Here is a 16,583-nt window from a genome sequence, read left to right on the forward strand (position 1 = left end):
TCTGAGACCCATAAACCGGCAACCCGCAGCGTAGCGGGGGGAGAGGAAAAATGAAATTTGAACTGACCGATCTTGCGGACCAGATGGCCCGGATAGCGGTGGTGGGAGTGGGCGGCGCCGGCGGAAACGCGATCAATCACATGATCGACTCGCAAATGAAAGGCGTCGACTTCGTCGCGGCCAATACCGATGTCCAGGCCCTCTCGATCAGCCGCGCCCCCTACAAGGTGCAGATCGGCAAGCAGCTCACCAAGGGCCTGGGCGCGGGCGCTCGCCCCGAGGTGGGCAAGGCGGCCATGGAGGAGGACCGTGATGAGCTGGCCAGCATGCTGGAGGGCTCGGACATGGTGTTCATCACCGCCGGAATGGGCGGCGGCACCGGCACTGGGGCGGCCCCGGTGGTATCCGAGATCGCCCGTGAGCTGGGCGCGCTGACCATCGGAGTCGTGACCAAGCCCTTCATTTTCGAGGGCCGCAAACGTATCAAGCAGGCCGAGCTGGGCATCGCCGAGCTGCGCAAGCACGTCGACACGATCATCATCGTGCCCAACCAGCGCCTTCTGGGCCTGGTGGGCAAGAACACCACCTTCGAGGAAGCCCTGAAGATCGCCGACAACATCCTGCTCTACGCCTGCCAGGGAATCAGCGAGCTGATCACCACCCCGGCCCTGGTGAACCTGGACTTCGCGGACGTGAAGACGATCATGTCGGGCATGGGCGACGCCCTGATGGGCACCGGTTTCGCCAGCGGCGAGTACCGCGCGGCCGAGGCGGCCCAGGAGGCGATCAGCTCGCCGCTGCTGGAGGACGTGCACATCAAGGGTGCGCGCGGCGTGCTGGTCAACATCACCGGCGGCAGCGACCTGACCCTGCACGAGGTGAACGACGCCAACAACGTGATATACGAGGCCGCGGGCGAGGATGCCAACATCATTTTCGGCGCGATGATCGACGAGTCGATGAACGGCCAGGTGCGCGTGACCGTGATCGCCACCGGCTTCGGCCGCGAGGAGGAGCAGGCCGTCCCCGAGCGCATGGTGGCGGAAAAGCCCCTGAACAACGTGATCGAGATCGAGCGCGCCATCGACCGCGCCATCGGCGATGACCTGTCGGGCTCGGGCTCGTTCGTGGTCTCGGGGCGCAGCAGCTCCATGCTGCGCGGCGACAAGCCCCAGGCGTCGAAGCCGATCCCGACCGCGCCCGGCAAGCCGAACCCGCTGACTTACGAGGAACTGGAGATACCGACTTTCATCCGTCGCCAGATCGACTGAAAAGGTCTCTTTGACTGAAACGGCCGTCCGGTGCAATCTCTACCGGGCGGCCCCCCGCCGGGAAGCGTCGAGATGGCCGGCAGAAAGATTCGCATCCCCAGGCTGGTCAAACCCGTGGCCGCGGTCATGTCCGCCGAGCCGGAGCTGCTGGACGCGGCGGTGGCAAACCTGACCCAGGAACTCGGCCCGGTGGACCTGAGCAGCCCGGATTATCTTTTCGATTTTTCGGACTACTACCGCCGGGAGATGGGCGGGCCTCTTGTCAAGAGATTTGTGAGTTTCAGCCGCCTAAGTCTTCCGGAATTCCTGGCCCCGCTCAAGCGCCGGACCGCGGCCTGTGAGCGTCTACGCGGCTCCCGCCCCGGCGGAGGACGGCGGGTGAACGTGGACCCGGGCTACTGGTCGGATGCCAAACTCGTGCTGGCCTCGACCAAGAACTACTCGCACCGCATCGCCATCGGGCGGAGGGTGTTCGCCGAGGTGACCCTGCTCGTGCGGGCCGGAAGGCTGGAAAGCCTTGATTGGACTTATCCTGACTACCGCACAGAACTGGCTTTGGATTTCTTCGGTAAAGTTCGAAAAATTTATTTTAAGCAGCTCACGATCTTGACAGGCTGCAACTTTTGAGTATAATCTTGCATTTAACCGGCACGCTGTATATTTTCGGCCAGCCGCCAAGGCACAACAATCAGACAAATCCGCGTCCCACGGCAGCTGCCGCGGGGTCGCCTCCACGGATAAGTTTCAATTCAAATCGAGATTGAATGCCCATGCAAGATTTTAAGGATACCCCCGCGCGTGGCAGCGCCGAGGGGCCAGCACGGACCCCTGCCGGCCGCAGACAGAAAATACGCCGCTATGCCACTGTATTGGCCGCCAGCCTGGCCGCTCTCTATACGCTCAACCTCTATTTCGATCCCTCCCCGGAAATCCAGTTCGACAACTCCGACCTCGATTCCAGCGGCGGGCCGCACGCCGCCCGGGATTCATCCTCCATCATCCGCTGGCTGGTCGAGCCGATCAGCACCCTGGACAAAGTGCGGGTGGGAGACACGTTCGAGACCCTGTTGCGCCGCAACGGCATCGACTACGACCGCATGCTCCAGATGATCCAGTGCGCCCGTCCGCTGTACAACCTGAACCGCGTGGTGGTGGGACGCGAGATCAAGTTCATCTTCCAGAACGAAAAGCTCGCCGCCCTGGAGTACGAGATCGACCCCGACCGCACGCTGCGCCTGACCTGCGCCGACACCATGGCGGAAGTGGACTGGAACGCCGAGTTGGTGGAGACCGAGTACCAGGTGCGCGAGCGCGAGGTCAGCGGCACGATCGAGAATTCTCTTTATCAGAGCGTGGTGGACGTGGCCGGGCAGCCCGAGCTGGCCATGCGCCTGAGCGAGATTTTCGCCTGGCAGATCGATTTCCACAGTGACGTGCAGAAGGGTGACCGGTTCAAGCTGATCTACGAGGAAAAGGTGCACCCCAAGGGAACCGCGAAGGTGGGCGAAATTTTCGCCGCGGTCTACCAGAGCGCGGGACGCGACTTCTACGCGATCCGTTACACGAACAAGGACGGCAGCCAGGACTATTTCGATCTGGATGGCCTGAGCATGCGCCGCAAGTTCCTCAAGTCCCCCTTCAAGTACATGCCCCGGATCAGCAGCCGTTTCACCTACAGCCGTTTCCACCCGATCCTCAAGATCCGCCGTCCGCACCTGGGCGTGGACTACGCCGCCCCGGCCGGGACCCCCGTGCTGGCCCTGGGCGACGGACGGGTGACGTTCTCCGGCCGCAAGGGCGGGTTCGGCAATTTCATCCTGCTCAAGCATAACGGCATGTACGCCACCGGTTACGGCCACCTGCAGAAAATACTGGTGCATAGCGGCACCACTGTCCGCCAGGGGCAGGTGATCGGCCTGGTGGGCAGCACCGGGCTCGCCACCGGCCCGCACCTGGATTTCCGCTTCTTCAGGAACGGCACCCCGGTCGATCCGCTCAAGGTGGATATCCCCAACGGCGACCCGATCGACAAGTCGGTGCTGAGCGCCTACAAATCGCACCGCGACGAAATGGTCCACCGTATGGATCACATCGGCTCGCCCTACGGCCCGCCCGAGCCCAGCCTGGCCGCCGGCCCGGCCAATTCGGCCGCCGCGGGAGCCAGCAAGCTGGAGGATGAATAATCCAGCCGGCGTGAACGAGACCTGGAAATGAAAGAGGCCGGTCCAGCAATTGGACCGGCCTTCATATTTTTTATCATCCTGCTTTTCAATATTCTCTTACCACACGGAAGCCGATACTTCCAAATTTTGTGTTATTATCATACTTATCACGTCGAAAAGAAACACAATAATTCGCTTCAGACATCCAACTTCCGCCTGCAGCTATCGGCGCTACACCATGAATGTCAGCCGAACACCATTCTCTTACATTTCCATGCATATCATAAAGACCCCACTTGTTCGCCTTACGCGATGCCACCATATGCGTTTTCCCGGAACTATTCCCTTTATACCAATCTGTTTCACTTAAATTTAATTCTTCATCACCGCTAAAATATTTTGTATCCGAACCCGCTCTACAGGCATATTCCCATTCATATGCAAACGGAAGTCGAAAATATAATCCTGTTCTTTGACTGAGCCAATCACAGTATGCTGTCGCGTCTTGATATGACACAAATACCACTGGCTGCTCATTTGAAATGTATGGATACTGGTCATTCCACTCGCCATGAGGATAATTGACATCTTTTGCAAATACTCTGAACTGTTGAATTGTAATTTCCGTCGTACTCATCTTAAAACCACTCACTTTTGTGAATGGAACGAAATTGCTGCGATCTAAAGTCATAAAATCGCCCGCCGGGATACTTACCATTTTAATTCCCATTGGTTCTGTTATATTTATCTCAATTTTTCGACCCAGAGCCGCTCGCACCTCTTGTTCATGAACGCATCGAGGACACTCATTCAGATATTTTTTCATATCCTCAATCGAGCTGCTATCCGAAAGCTTTTCATACAACACTTCCTCTATCATCTCGCGCACTTTTGTTACATACAATCCACCAGCATGCGCATTGAGGTACCCTTTTAAAACATTTACATCTTTTGATTCTTTTATCTTAAGGAATTCCTTCTCATCCAATTCCACAGCTCTTGCATTGTCAATAGATCGCTTCTTTATCAATACTTTATCAATATTAACAATCTCGACTAATTGCCAGTAAACACCCCTGTCTCTCATTTTCAGATTAACAACAAACACGTCGTCAGCACTGCCCAAAGACACATCGACTCCAACATATGCTATGCTTCCTTCTTGTTTCACGAATTTTATACAATTCAATACATCCTTTACATCAACGCCATACAGCAGTGGCGTCTCAGAAAAACAGGAACTTGTATCATCGCTTTCAAAGCTCCCGGTTTCAACCTGGTCAATCAATTGTCTCTTCAAGTCATTGACAAGTTGTGGCCGCATTATATCAAGCAGCCCTTTATCAATATTCGGTCCTGTTTCTTCCCGTTGATTTAGCACAACACTGTTTTTGTCTCGCCCTCTCAATAGTTGATTTATAGCGCTTTCAACCACCCCATCAATATCTACATATTTATTAAATTGGGTGACATCATGATTTTTAATGGCACTTATAACCTCACCCAAAGAATATTCCGGACTTGTGTATTTATCCCATCCCAGAAGAAACAATACCGCCCCTAATATCAATATAATTATTAACAACAATTTTTTCATCGCAACCTTCAATTAATTTACACGCACCACCTTGTTGTCTTGATTGCATTTATCTCATTTTAAATAGTAAATCGGTCTATCCACCCTGTCACTTTTGAAGCTATCACTTGGCGTTCTGTCGTTATATTCACCGCGCCGCCTGGATGAAACGCACCGCCCCGGCCGGCACCCAGCCTCGTCCCTCGTTCCAGGTGAGGCAGTACCACAGCTGGCCGTCCTGACGGGTGCTGTCCACGATGTCCACGCTCAGGCCGCGCTCCAGCACGCCCCGGCTGACCGCCCCGGCCCCGGCCCCGCCCGGCTCGCTCCAGGCGGTCTCGCTTTCGGCCACCACCACCGCAGGCTGCACCGCCCGCCGGCTGAGTGTGCCCGTGGCGGCCCAGCGGCCGGTGGCACTCTCCGAACCGTAGGACCAGATGTACACGATCAGGAAAAAGATCAGCGCCGTATTGATCAGCACCAGACTGAAAATGAAAGTCCGGTAGTGCCGGGCCACGAACGCGTTTTTAAGCGGGTTGAACAAATCTCCTCCTCAGGCGCCGCCGGTGGATGGCCCGTTCCAGGACAGGCCCTCCCGGGCGGCAGGCAACTCGCCCACATGGTAGGCGAAATAACGGCGGGCCAAGCGTTCCAGTTCCCTGAGGCTGTCCTCGTCCGGGGCCTGTTGCAGGTCATCCGGCCCGGCGGGCAGACGGCGCAGGCTGCGGTACAGGAAACGCAAGCCCGCGTAATCCAGGCCGCCCTCAGGGGCATAGTCCTGGTCCTGGCGGGAGGGTTCGCACTCCGGGCAGAGCAGCCCGCCCTCGGCGATCACGAAACGGTAGCGGCTGCGCCGCCCGTGGGGCTGTCCGCAGCGAACACACTCGACAAGCTGCGGCTCCAGCCCCAGCACCGCGGCCAGACGCCAGCGGAACGCCAGGCGCGCCAGGCGCAGGAAATCGTGCTCGCGGCCGTGCAGGTCGCACAGGACCAGAAACTCATCCAGCAGGCCGAACAGCGCGGTGCTTTCCTGGTCCGGCTCGCTGAAAGACTTGATCGCCTCCACCGCCTCGGAGGCGGCCAGGAACGCCTCCAGGCTCTCGCGCAGCCCGGGACGCTGGGCCAGCGGGTCGGCCTCGCGCAAGGTGGGCATGGCGCCGTGGGCCGCTTTGCGGTAGATCAGGCTCACCCGGCTGAACGTTTCGAGGCAACCCTGGAACTTGCTGCGCGGACGTCGGGCCCCCTTGACCATCAGGCTCTGGCGTCCAGCGTCCGGGGTCAGCACCCAGATCACCCGGCTGGTGTCGCTGTAGTCGACCCCGCCGAGCACTATGGCATCCTGCTTGAGCGGCTGCATCACGCGCCTCTGTGCCCAAGTCCGGGTTCTGTACACCACCGGTCTCAGTGCAGCAGGAACATCGCGCTCAGACCGAGGATGAGGAAAAAGCTGATAATGTCCGTAATGTTGGTGATGAACGTGGAGGAGACCGCGGGGTCGAAACCCAGGGCGCGCAGCATCAGGGGCCAGATCGCCCCCAGGGTGCCGGCCATGGTCATGGCGGTCCAGGCCGCCGAGCCCACGATCAGCGCCAGTTGGGCGTTGGACTGGGTGAACCAGACAAAAGCCCCGATCACCAGGCTGATCGCCAGGCCGTTGAGCAGCGCCACCGCAGCCTCGCTCATCACCACGATTTTCTTGCGCCCCTCCATCTCACGCAGGATCAGGCGGCGCAGGGTCACGGCCAGGCTCTGTGTGCTGGTGTTGCCGCCGATCCCCGCCACCACCGGCAGGAACATCGCCAGGACCACCTCGCGTTCGAGCACTCCGATGAACAGCTTGATGATGTGGGCCGAGACCAGGGTGAAACCGAGGTTGAGCACGAGCCAGGGCAGGCGGTAGCGCACGGACTGGAACACGCCCAGCTTTTCGACGCTCTCGTCCTCGTTGACGCCGCTCATGCGGAAAATGTCCTCGGTCGCCTCCTCTTCCATGATGTCGATCACGTCATCCACTGTGACCCGTCCCAACAGACGCCCCTGGCTGTCCACCACCGCGATGGAGACCAGGTTGTAGCGCGACAGCAGGTGGGCCACCTGTTCCTGGTCCATCTCCGGTGAGACGCTCACTATGTCGGTGTCCATGATGTCGGCGATTTTCGCCCCGGGGTCGGCCAGGATAAGGTCGGTGGTCGCCAGGGTGCCGCGCAGTATGTTCTCGCTGTCCACCACGTACACGGTGAAGAACTGTATCTCCTGGCCCAGCCGCCGCACCCGCTCGATGGCCTCGGCCGCGGACAGCCCGGTCTCGACCGAGACCAGCTCGCTGGTCATGACTCCGCCGGCCGTGTCGTCGGCGTAAGTCATCAGGGTCTGGATGTCCTCGCGGTCTTCCTTGTCGATCACGCTGAGGACGCGGGCGGCCTCCTTTTCGGACAGCTCCTGCACGATGTCGGTGGCGTCGTCATCGCTCAGTTCCTCGAACAGCTCGAACAGGGCCTGGTCATCCAGATTGCGGATCAGCTCCTCCTGGTCCTCCTCGCGCGTCTCGGCCAGGGTCTCGGAGGCGATTTCCGCCGGCAGAAGGTTGAAGAACAGCTTGCGCTCGTCCTCATCCATCCGCTCGACCAGGTCGGCCAGGTCGGCCGGGTGCTCGGACTGCACCGCCTCGACCAAGCTGGCCAGGCCCGTCTCGCCCGCTTCGAGCAGTTCACGCACCTCTTCGAGAGTAAGAGGCTGCTGTCCCTCGGCGTACTGCTCCTGGCTGTCGAGGCCCTTGTCTTCGCTCACGCTCTCACTCCTGTCTGTCCTCAATCCGACGAATGTGCACCCGTCCGTCCCCATCCCGGGCCGCCGGGTGTCCGCTGTCATCCATCTGCTTGAGCTGAAGGCGCTCCACCCGCTTGGGCGAGGCCTCCAACACGGTGATGCGCACCGAGCCGAGCTGGAATTTCTCGCCGACCTCGGGGATACGCCCCAGCTCGGCCATCAGAAGCCCGGCCACTGTCTCCACCTCGTGGTCCGTCTCGGGCAGCTCGATCTGCCCCTCGAGGTCCTCGAAGCGCGTGCTGCCGCTCACGGTCAGGCTGCGGTCGCGCCCCACCGTGACCAGGGCTCCCCGCTTGTCGTGCACGTCCCGGATGTCGCCCACCAGTTCCTCCAACAGGTCCTCCAGGGTCACGATCCCGGCCGTGCCGCCGTACTCGTCAAGCACCACGGCCAGGTGGATTTTCTTCTGACGCATCTCGTAGAGCAGGCTGTCGCACTTGCTCGTCTCGGGGGTGAAAATCACCGGGTGGATCACCGGCGCCTCGATCGGCTCGCTACGCACCAGGTCGACCACGTGCACCATGCCGATGATGTGATCGAGCGTGCCCTCGTAGACCGGGATGCGCGAAAAGTAGCTCTCGCTCATCTTCTCGGCCACCTCGCGCAACGAGGCCTCGTGGCGGATCGCCACCAGGTCCGTGCGCGGGGTCATGATCTCGCGGACCATGGTCTCGCTGAAATCGAACACCCCGGAGATGTAGCTGCTCTCCTCCTTGTGCAGCACCCCCTCGCGCTCGCTCTCCATCAGCACCCGCTGGATGTTCTTGCGGGTGAAAAGCTGTTCCTGCCCGGGGTTGGACACTCCGGCCAGTTTCAGCAGCACCTGGGCCGCGCGGTGCACCACCCGGTTCACCGGCAGAAGCAGGTAGTAGAACAGCCAGAGCGGCGCCGCCAGCACCGGCAGCAGGCCCGCGGCGTGGTCGCGCGCCAGGCTCTTGGGCAGTATTTCGCCGAAGAGCAGGATGGGTGGAGTGACAATCGCCGGTATCAACAGGACCGAGACAAGCAGCGGGTGCGAACTGTCCTGCGGAATGTACTCGAACACCATGTCCGAGATCAGGACCGTGGCCAGGATATGGACCACATTGTTGCCCACCAGCAGAGTGGACAGGATATCGCCCGGCTTGCCACTGAACCGCCGCGCCAGCCAGGCTATGGCACCGCCCTTGTCCAGGCGGCTCTGCAACCTGATCTTGTTGATCGAGATCAGAGCCGTCTCCGTACCGCTGAAAAACGCGCTCCCCAGGAGCGTCAGCAGCAGGAGCCATTGTTCTGCTTCCACGTTTTCCTCTGGTTGAGTTACCGGCTGTCTTCCCCGCCGCCGCTGCCGGAACCGTCCCCAGCGCCGCCCTGCCGCTCGGGTTGCGGAAGGCGGAGGATCCGGACTTTCCAGACCCGCCGCCGGGATAGCTTCGAAATGACGAAACGGTAGCCCTGTTCGTCGAAGGACTCGCCCGGATGAGGCAACCGCCCGAAACGCGAGAGGGTGAACCCACCCAGGCTCTCGTAGCCCTCGCCGTGAAGGTCCACGCCCAGTTCTTCCGAGAGGTCCTCGATATTTATCAGCCCGTCCACCAGGAAACGGTCGGGGGCCTCCCAGACTATCATCGGCTCCTCGGTGTCGTGCTCGTCCTGGATTTCGCCGATGATCTCCTCCATCACGTCCTCCACAGTCACCAGCCCCTCCGTGCCGCCGTACTCATCGACCACGATGGCCATGTAGATGCCCCGTTTCTGAAAATCCTGGAGCATGTCGCTGCACGACTTGGTCTCTGGCACGTAGGAGACCTCGTGCGCCAGGGCCGAAAGCGTCTGGTCGGGTCCGAACCGGTAGAGAGGCCCCAGTAGGTCCTTGGTGTAGAGGATGCCCACGATATCGTCCAGATCGTCCCGGAACAGCGGGAAACGCGAGTGGCCGCTTTCCTGGACGATCTTCACCACCTCGGGCAGCGGCGTGCCGTCCGGGATGCCGATAATGTCCGTGCGCGGGACCATGATCTCGCGCACCGTGGTCTCGCTCAGCTCGAAAATGTTGTGGATGATCTGCTTTTCCTCCTGCTCCAGACCGCCCTGCTCGGCGGTCAGGTCGACCATCAGCTTGAGCTCGTCCTCCAGGAGCTGACGGTCCTGCCCAGCATGGGAACTCAGGCGCTTGACCCAGCCGCTCAGCAAGGCCAGCAGGCGGATCAACGGGCGGGTCAGCGACAGCCAGGCACGCACAAACCCGGTCAGGCGCAGGGCCAGACGGCGGGCGTTGCTCAGGGCGTATACCTTGGGGCCGATCTCGCCCAGCACCAGCAGGACAAAGGTCATGCCCACGATGTCCACCAGGTAGACCACGTGCTCGCTCCAGCCCAGGCGCAGCCCCCAGCGGTGCAGGATGATCGTGGCCACAGAGGTGGCGCAGATGTTCACTATCAGGTTGCCCAGCAGGATGCCGGTCAGCAGGATATCCTGGTCGGCCAGCAACCGGCGCACCAGGCGGCCGCGCGCGGGATGCTCCTCCTCGAGTTCGGAAAGCTCGAAATTGGAGAGGCTGAAAAACGCGGTCTCCGAGCTGCTGAACAGGCCGGAGAGCATGATCAGCAAGGGAAAGGCAATCAGAAGGTAGACATCCATCCGGCCGACCTGGCAGAAAGCGTGAGGTTCCTGGCGACTCCCCGGGCGGCGTCGCCCAAGGGAGAAAAGGCTGCTACAATTATATCCCGGCGCGGTGGAATATCAAGGTTCGCGTTCCGCCGGCCGGCCACCTTCGGCGCTGTCGTACCGGCCCGCGCGGAAACTGTCCACGCAGGCCTCCTGCAACTCGTTCATCCGGGCCGCCTCCTCCGGTTTCTCGTGGTCGTAGCCCAGAAGGTGCAGCGTGCCGTGGGCGGCCAGGCGGACCAGTTCCTCGCGGGCCGGGGCGCCGTACCAGGCGGCCTGCTGCTCGGCCCGCGGCAGGCAGATGTAGATATCCCCAACCAGCTCGGCCTCCTCCGGCTCGGAGAGGCTGAACGAGATCACGTCGGTCACGTAGTCGTGGCCCAGGTATTCGCGGTTGAGACGGCGGATCAGGCTGCGCCCGACGAAGGTGAGCGAGACTTCGGCCTCAGGCTTCCGATGCGTCCTCATCAGTGAGTGCAGCATGTTCCTCAGCGCCGGGAACAGGCTTTCCAGCGGCTTTCTCACCGTTCGGCTTAGACTGATTTCTATTCCGTCCGTTTGTGGCTTTGACTTTGGCATCCTCGGCATTTCCCCTGTCTGGGTATTCGATCCGCTGGTGGTGCACACCGATGAGGATGGGCACGAACTCCTCGCCGATGCGGGTCAGGTCCTTGAGCGTCAGCCCGGTGTGGTCCAACTGGCCGTCCCGCAACTTGGCGTCGATTATCTTCTTGACCAACCCCTTAATCCGGCTGACAGTCGGCTCGCTCAGGGTGCGCGAGGCCGACTCGACCGAGTCGGCGAGCATGATTATGGCCGCCTCGCGGGTGAGCGGCTTGGGCCCCGGGTAGCAGAAATCGTGCTCGTTCAGCCGGGTCTCGGGGTTGCGCTCTTTCTCCTTGGTGAAGAAGAACGAGATGTGGGTCTTGCCGTGGTGCTGCCGGATGACGTCGATTATGCACTCGGGCAGGCGGGCGGCGCGGGCCAGCTCCACCCCCTCCTTAACGTGGTTCGATATGATCAGGCTGCTCATCTTGGGGCTGAGCTTGTTGTGCGGGTTCTCCCGTCCGGCCTGGTTCTCCACGAAATACAGCGGCTTGCGCAGCTTGCCGATGTCGTGGTAGTAGGCGGCCACGCGCGCGAATATCGGATTGGCCCCGATGCCGGCCGCGGCGGCCTCGGCCAGGTTGCCCAGGATGATCGAATGGTGGTAGGTGCCGGGAGCCTCGATGGCCAGGCGCTTGAGCAGCGGACGGTTCAGGTCGCTCAGCTCGAGCAGGGTGAAATTGCTGGTCACCTTGAAAATTATCTCCATCAGCGGCAACAGGCCGATCGTTATCATCGTGGACAGGAACGCGTTCACCGTGGACCAGCCGGCCGTGGCGACCACCTCGGCCGCACCCTCGCCGCGGAACAGGAAATCGATGGCGAACACGGCCACCAGGCTGGCCACGGCGATGTAGAGGATGGAGAGGTACTGCCCCTTGCGGCTCTTGACCTGCCGGACGCTGATCGCGGCGGCCACCCCGGCGGTGAGGCTGAACAGGGTGACATAGATCGAGAACCCGGCCTGCACTCCCACCATCAGCGACAGGCTGACCATGGCCGCGATGCCAACCTGGTCGTCGATCAGGTAGGCCAGCAGCAGCGGCGCTATCGACACCGGAATCATGTAGACCGGCAAGTCCTCGCTCCTTAGCACCAGGCAGGAAAAGCCCAGCACGATCAGGAACGTGATCGAGACTATCAGCATGGGCGACAGCCGATGGTAGACCTCCGGCCGGTGCAGCAGCAGGTAGATCCAGAACGGCAACAGCAGCACCAGGTAGATCAGGTACAGGCCGGTATCCCGCCGCAACTGGCCCATCCCGCCGGCCTCGCTCTGGCGCAGGGCGAACTGGCGTTTCAGGTTTTCCAGGCGCTCCAGGTGCTGCTCGGTCACCCGCTCGCCCCGGCCCACTATTTTTTCGCCGCGCAGCACGGTCTGGTCGCGGGTGGTCTTGACCCGCTGACGGGCCAGATAGCGCAGGTTCTGGGTCTCGTCGGAGTTGTAATGGATGTTGGGTTGCATGAAGCGGCTGAGCATGCTGATGAAGAGGTTCTTGCTGATCTCGGGGTAGCGCTGGTCCACGGTCTCGGCGCGGGCCAGGTCCATCACCTGCCGCAGGGTGGACAGCTCGTTTTTCTGCATCAGGCTTTCGTTGCCCTCGCGCCGCAGCACCACGAAATCGCCGTCCACCTGCCCCAGGGTCTCGCGGTCGATCAGGCCCTCGCGCAGGCGGTAGACCATGAAATCCTTCAGGCTGTTGCGCAGGATACGGGCGCAGTCGGGGTCAAGCAGGTAGACTATCTCGTCGTCCGAGAGCGAGAGCAGCGAGTCGACCTCGTACAGGGCTCGCAGCACGCGCGGGCTGACCGTGTAGCCGCCGTGACGGCCCGCGGAGCCCTGGCGGGTGTAGTCATTCCAGTTCGGCAGACGGCGGGCGATCTCGGGCTCCTGGGCCACCCGGTGCAGGGCGTTAAAAAAGTCGAGCATCCGGGCCAGGACCTGCTCTTTAACCTCGGGCTGGAACTCCAGGATGGGCAACACCTCGGCCGCGGCCTTTTCGCGCTCGCTCTGCAGTTCCTCGGGGCTCTTGTAGACCTGGAAATCGAACGGGGCGATGATGTCACGGTCGGCCACGCGTCCGGCGGCGATGTCGATGAAGGGGTCGGGTATCTCGCGCGAGGGAGTGAGCACCAGCGCACCCCAGGACAGCAGCACGGGCAGGACAAAACGCAGGCCGTGATGCAGAGAGGGCCGCCGCAGACGGTCGAGTACGGCCCTTGAGCCCTCCCGCAGCCGACGGACCCAGCGGCGCAGGTAGGTGTTGACTTTCCATTTCATCTTGCGCAACATCCGGCTCCCGGCGCCCCTGTCCGGGACAGGTCCGCCGCTGAAGGAATGCCGCCGTCTTACACACAGCGGCCCTCAGGCCTCACCCCCCTACCGCCCCGTCTGTGTCGCCGCCCGCCTGCTCCCCCTCGCCCTGCCCCGACTCCTGGTAGGCATGGATTATCCGCTGAACGAGGCGGTGACGGACCACATCCTCTTCCGTGAAATAGACGAACTCGATCCCGTCGATGCCCTTGAGTATCTCCTCCACCTGCAGCAGGCCGCTCATCTCGGGCCTGGGCAGGTCGATCTGGGTCTTGTCCCCGGTGATCACCGCCTTGGAGTTGACCCCCAGACGGGTGAGGAACATCTTCATCTGCATCCGGGTGGCGTTCTGCGCCTCGTCCAGGATCACGAAGGCATCGTGCAGGGTGCGTCCCCGCATGAACGCGATGGGCGCGATCTCGATGGTGCCGGAGCTTAGGTAGCGGCTGAGCGCGTCCGGCAGCAGCATGTCCTGCAGCGAGTCGTAGAGCGGCCGCAGGTAGGGGTCGACTTTCTCCTGCATGTCGCCGGGCAGGAAGCCCAGGCGCTCGCCCGCCTCCACCGCCGGCCGCGACAGGATTATCCGCTTGACCCGTTTCTTGTTCAGCGCGTCGATAGCCGCGGCCACGGCCAGGTAAGTTTTACCCGTACCGGCCGGCCCGATGCCGATCACGATGTCGTTCTCCTGCACCATCTTCAGGTACTGCTTCTGCCCAACCCCGCGCGGCTTGACCACCTTGCGGCTGCCGGTCAGGTAGACCTGCTCGCTTTCGTAGAGGTCCTGGCCGCGGACCAGCCCCTCGCGCACCTCGCGGGCGATCCCGCCGATCTCGGAGACCTGGAAGGTCTTGCCGGTCTGCACCATGGCGATCATCCGCCGCACGGTGCGCTCCAGGTCCTGCACCGCGCCCTCCTCGCCGATCAGGATCAGTTCATCGCCCCGGATGTAGGCCTCGCAGTCGAACATCGTCTCCAGAAGGTGCAGGTTCTGGTCGTTCGGCCCGAGCAGGGTGAGCATGTCCACGCCCTCCACCGGGATACGGCGGGTGAAATGCGTGCGGTTGTTGGTTTTCGCCATCTGCGGGTCAATCCCCTGCGAGAGTTTCGCGGTCCCTGACCGACAATCCTTCGCCCCAGCCGACCAGAGCACTCCTTCCCGCCGGCCGGCTGGAACAGCACTGCTATATTCTGCCACAATCGTTCCGCATTTTCAAGACAGCATTCCGCGAGCCGCTGTCGGCGGCCCGTCCGGAGACTCCACGCCCCGATGGCGGTGGGTTGCGGCTCCGGCATCGGGGCATGGAGGGGTGCTACTTCTTCACGATACGCCGCACATGCAGCTCCAGCAGCTCGCGCTCATCCACCAGCGAGGGCGAGTCCTCCATCAGGGCGCTGGCCTTGGCGGTCTTGGGGTACGCGATCACGTCGCGGATCGAATCCGTGCCGTTGATCAGCATGGCCAGACGGTCCATGCCCAAGGCGATGCCGCCGTGAGGCGGCGGGCCGTACTGGAAAGCCTTGAGCAGGAAACCGAACTTGTACTCGGCCTGCTCCGGGCTGATCCCCAGGGCGCTGAACACCCGCTGCTGCACGTCCCTGCGGTGAATCCTGATCGAGCCGCCGCCGATCTCGTTGCCGTTGAGGATGACGTCGTAGGCCCGGCTGCGCACCGAGGCCGGGTCGCTCTCCAGCTTGTCCATGTCCTCCAGCTTGGGACTGGTGAACGGGTGGTGCGCCGCGCCCAGGGCGCCGGTGGCCGGGTCGCACTCGAACATCGGGAACTCCACCACCCAGAGGAAATTGAGCGCCGTCCTGTCGATCAGGCCCTCCTTGTCGCCCAGGAACAGGCGCACGCGGGCCAGGGCCTTGCTGCTCATCCAGTCCGGGCCGCCCACCAGGACAATCAGGTCGCCGGGCTTGGCCGGATGCAGGGCGGCCACGCGGTCCATGGTCTCCTGGCTGATGATGTTCTTGATCGAGCTGTCGTGCGCCCCCGGCTCGCCCACACGCTGCCAGACCAGACCCTTGGCCCCCATCTCCACGGCCAGGGCGCCCAGGTCGTCCAGCTCCTTGCGGCTGTAGCGCGCCGCGCCCGGCACCACGATGCCGCGGATTCGCTGGCCCGATTCGAGCATGGACTCGAACACCCGGAACCCGCAGCCCTTGAACGCCGGGCTGAAGTCGCGTATCTGGAGGTCGAAACGCAGGTCGGGCTTGTCGCAGCCGTATTTCTCCATCGCCTCGGTATAATTCATCCGCCGGAAGGGGGTGGGTATCTCCACCCCCAGCGTAGCCTTGAAAATGTCCTTGAGCAGCCCCTCGGTCACCGCGATGATATCGTCCTCAGCGATGAACGACATTTCCACGTCGATCTGGGTGAACTCGGGCTGACGGTCGGCGCGCAGGTCCTCGTCCCGGAAGCAGCGCGCGATCTGGTAGTAGCGGTCGAACCCGCTGACCATCAGCAACTGTTTGTACAACTGCGGGCTCTGCGGCAGGGCGTAGAACTTGCCCGGGTGCAGGCGTGCCGGCACGATGAAATCGCGCGCGCCCTCGGGTGTGGGCTTGCACAGTATCGGGGTCTCGATGTCCAGGAAGCCCAGGCTGTCGAAATAACGCCGCGTGGCCGAAACCGCCTGCGAGCGTACGATCAGGCAGCGCTGCAACTCCTCGCGCCGCAGGTCCAGGTAGCGGTAGGTCAGGCGCAGATCCTCGGACACCGAGCCCTTGTCATCCAGGCGGAACGGGATACTGTCGCTCTCGGTGATGATCTCCAGGTGCGTGGCGCTGATCTCGATGGCGCCGGTGATCAGGGACTCGTTGAGCGTGCCCTCGGGCCGCGGACGGACAAGCCCCCGCACCTGCACCACGTACTCGCCGCGCAGCTTGTGCGCCAGGGAGTCGATGTCCTGCTCGGAGCTCTTGCGGTCGAACACGATCTGGGTCACTCCGTAGCGGTCGCGCAGGTCGATGAACACGATCCCGCCGTGGTCGCGCCAGCGGAACACCCAGCCCACCAGGGTGACTTCGCGGCCCTTGTCCTCGAGCCTGAGGTTGCCGCAGGTTTCCGTTCTATAGGCTGTCTTGTAATGTTTGGATTCCATTTTAGCTTTCAAGCCTCCTGCCCGATTCATGAATTTATCCTGAAGAACAAGCATCTATTCACAGTTTGCCCGCGCCGT

At 61.9% G+C, this 16,583-nt stretch carries 13 protein-coding genes; 3 read left to right on the plus strand and 10 right to left on the minus strand.

The genetic code is table 11. The annotated features are described in order from the left end of the window. The first annotated feature begins 50 nt into the window (after positions 1 to 50). The 3 genes from ftsZ to LLH00_04410 all read left to right on the plus strand — a co-directional run bounded on the left by ftsZ (position 51) and on the right by LLH00_04410 (position 3,454). Positions 51 to 1,271 (plus strand): cell division protein FtsZ, encoded by a 1,221-nt coding sequence (gene ftsZ / locus LLH00_04400; protein ID MCE5270504.1) that lies wholly within the window; start codon positions 51 to 53, stop codon positions 1,269 to 1,271. Between the two features lie 72 nt (positions 1,272 to 1,343). Next, positions 1,344 to 1,898, plus strand: coding sequence for a DUF4416 family protein (locus LLH00_04405; protein ID MCE5270505.1), 555 nt, complete (start codon positions 1,344 to 1,346; stop codon positions 1,896 to 1,898). 143 nt (positions 1,899 to 2,041) lie between these two features. Continuing rightward, on the plus strand, positions 2,042 to 3,454 hold the full coding sequence (locus LLH00_04410) for a peptidoglycan DD-metalloendopeptidase family protein (protein MCE5270506.1): 1,413 nt from the start codon (positions 2,042 to 2,044) through the stop codon (positions 3,452 to 3,454). 85 nt (positions 3,455 to 3,539) lie between these two features. Here the strand turns inward: LLH00_04410 and LLH00_04415 are convergent, their stop codons facing one another. The 10 genes from LLH00_04415 to aspS form a co-directional block, all read right to left on the minus strand. Next, positions 3,540 to 5,030, minus strand: a complete 1,491-nt coding sequence (locus tag LLH00_04415) for an SUMF1/EgtB/PvdO family nonheme iron enzyme (GenBank protein MCE5270507.1) — start codon at positions 5,028 to 5,030, stop codon at positions 3,540 to 3,542. Positions 5,031 to 5,157: 127 nt separating this feature from the next. Next, positions 5,158 to 5,553 carry a hypothetical protein gene (locus LLH00_04420; GenBank protein MCE5270508.1) on the minus strand — a complete coding sequence of 132 codons (396 nt, stop codon included), beginning with the start codon at positions 5,551 to 5,553 and terminating at the stop codon, positions 5,158 to 5,160. Between the two features lie 9 nt (positions 5,554 to 5,562). Continuing rightward, on the minus strand, positions 5,563 to 6,366 hold the full coding sequence (gene recO, locus LLH00_04425; protein MCE5270509.1) for a DNA repair protein RecO: 804 nt from the start codon (positions 6,364 to 6,366) through the stop codon (positions 5,563 to 5,565). Between the two features lie 44 nt (positions 6,367 to 6,410). After that, on the minus strand, positions 6,411 to 7,796 hold the full coding sequence (gene mgtE, locus LLH00_04430; protein MCE5270510.1) for a magnesium transporter: 1,386 nt from the start codon (positions 7,794 to 7,796) through the stop codon (positions 6,411 to 6,413). Between the two features lie 4 nt (positions 7,797 to 7,800). Next, positions 7,801 to 9,117: a hemolysin family protein gene (locus tag LLH00_04435; GenBank protein MCE5270511.1), complete on the minus strand. Its 1,317-nt coding sequence runs from the start codon at positions 9,115 to 9,117 to the stop codon at positions 7,801 to 7,803. Between the two features lie 17 nt (positions 9,118 to 9,134). Beyond that, positions 9,135 to 10,454: a hemolysin family protein gene (locus LLH00_04440; protein ID MCE5270512.1), complete on the minus strand. Its 1,320-nt coding sequence runs from the start codon at positions 10,452 to 10,454 to the stop codon at positions 9,135 to 9,137. A 102-nt stretch (positions 10,455 to 10,556) separates the two neighbouring features. Then, positions 10,557 to 10,964, minus strand: a complete 408-nt coding sequence (gene ybeY / locus LLH00_04445; protein ID MCE5270513.1) for an rRNA maturation RNase YbeY — start codon at positions 10,962 to 10,964, stop codon at positions 10,557 to 10,559. Further along, a complete protein-coding gene (locus LLH00_04450; GenBank protein MCE5270514.1) occupies positions 10,927 to 13,368 on the minus strand; it encodes an HDIG domain-containing protein in 2,442 nt (813 codons plus the stop codon). Before LLH00_04450 ends, ybeY begins: the two co-directional genes overlap by 38 nt. 91 nt (positions 13,369 to 13,459) lie before the next feature. Then, positions 13,460 to 14,479 carry a PhoH family protein gene (locus tag LLH00_04455; GenBank protein MCE5270515.1) on the minus strand — a complete coding sequence of 340 codons (1,020 nt, stop codon included), beginning with the start codon at positions 14,477 to 14,479 and terminating at the stop codon, positions 13,460 to 13,462. Positions 14,480 to 14,711: 232 nt separating this feature from the next. Further along, on the minus strand, positions 14,712 to 16,505 hold the full coding sequence (aspS, locus tag LLH00_04460) for an aspartate--tRNA ligase (GenBank protein ID MCE5270516.1): 1,794 nt from the start codon (positions 16,503 to 16,505) through the stop codon (positions 14,712 to 14,714). Between the last annotated feature and the right edge of the window lie 78 nt (positions 16,506 to 16,583).

It is taken from the genome of bacterium (assembly GCA_021372515.1).
In the GTDB taxonomy this organism is placed as follows: domain Bacteria; phylum Gemmatimonadota; class Glassbacteria; order GWA2-58-10; family GWA2-58-10; genus JAJFUG01.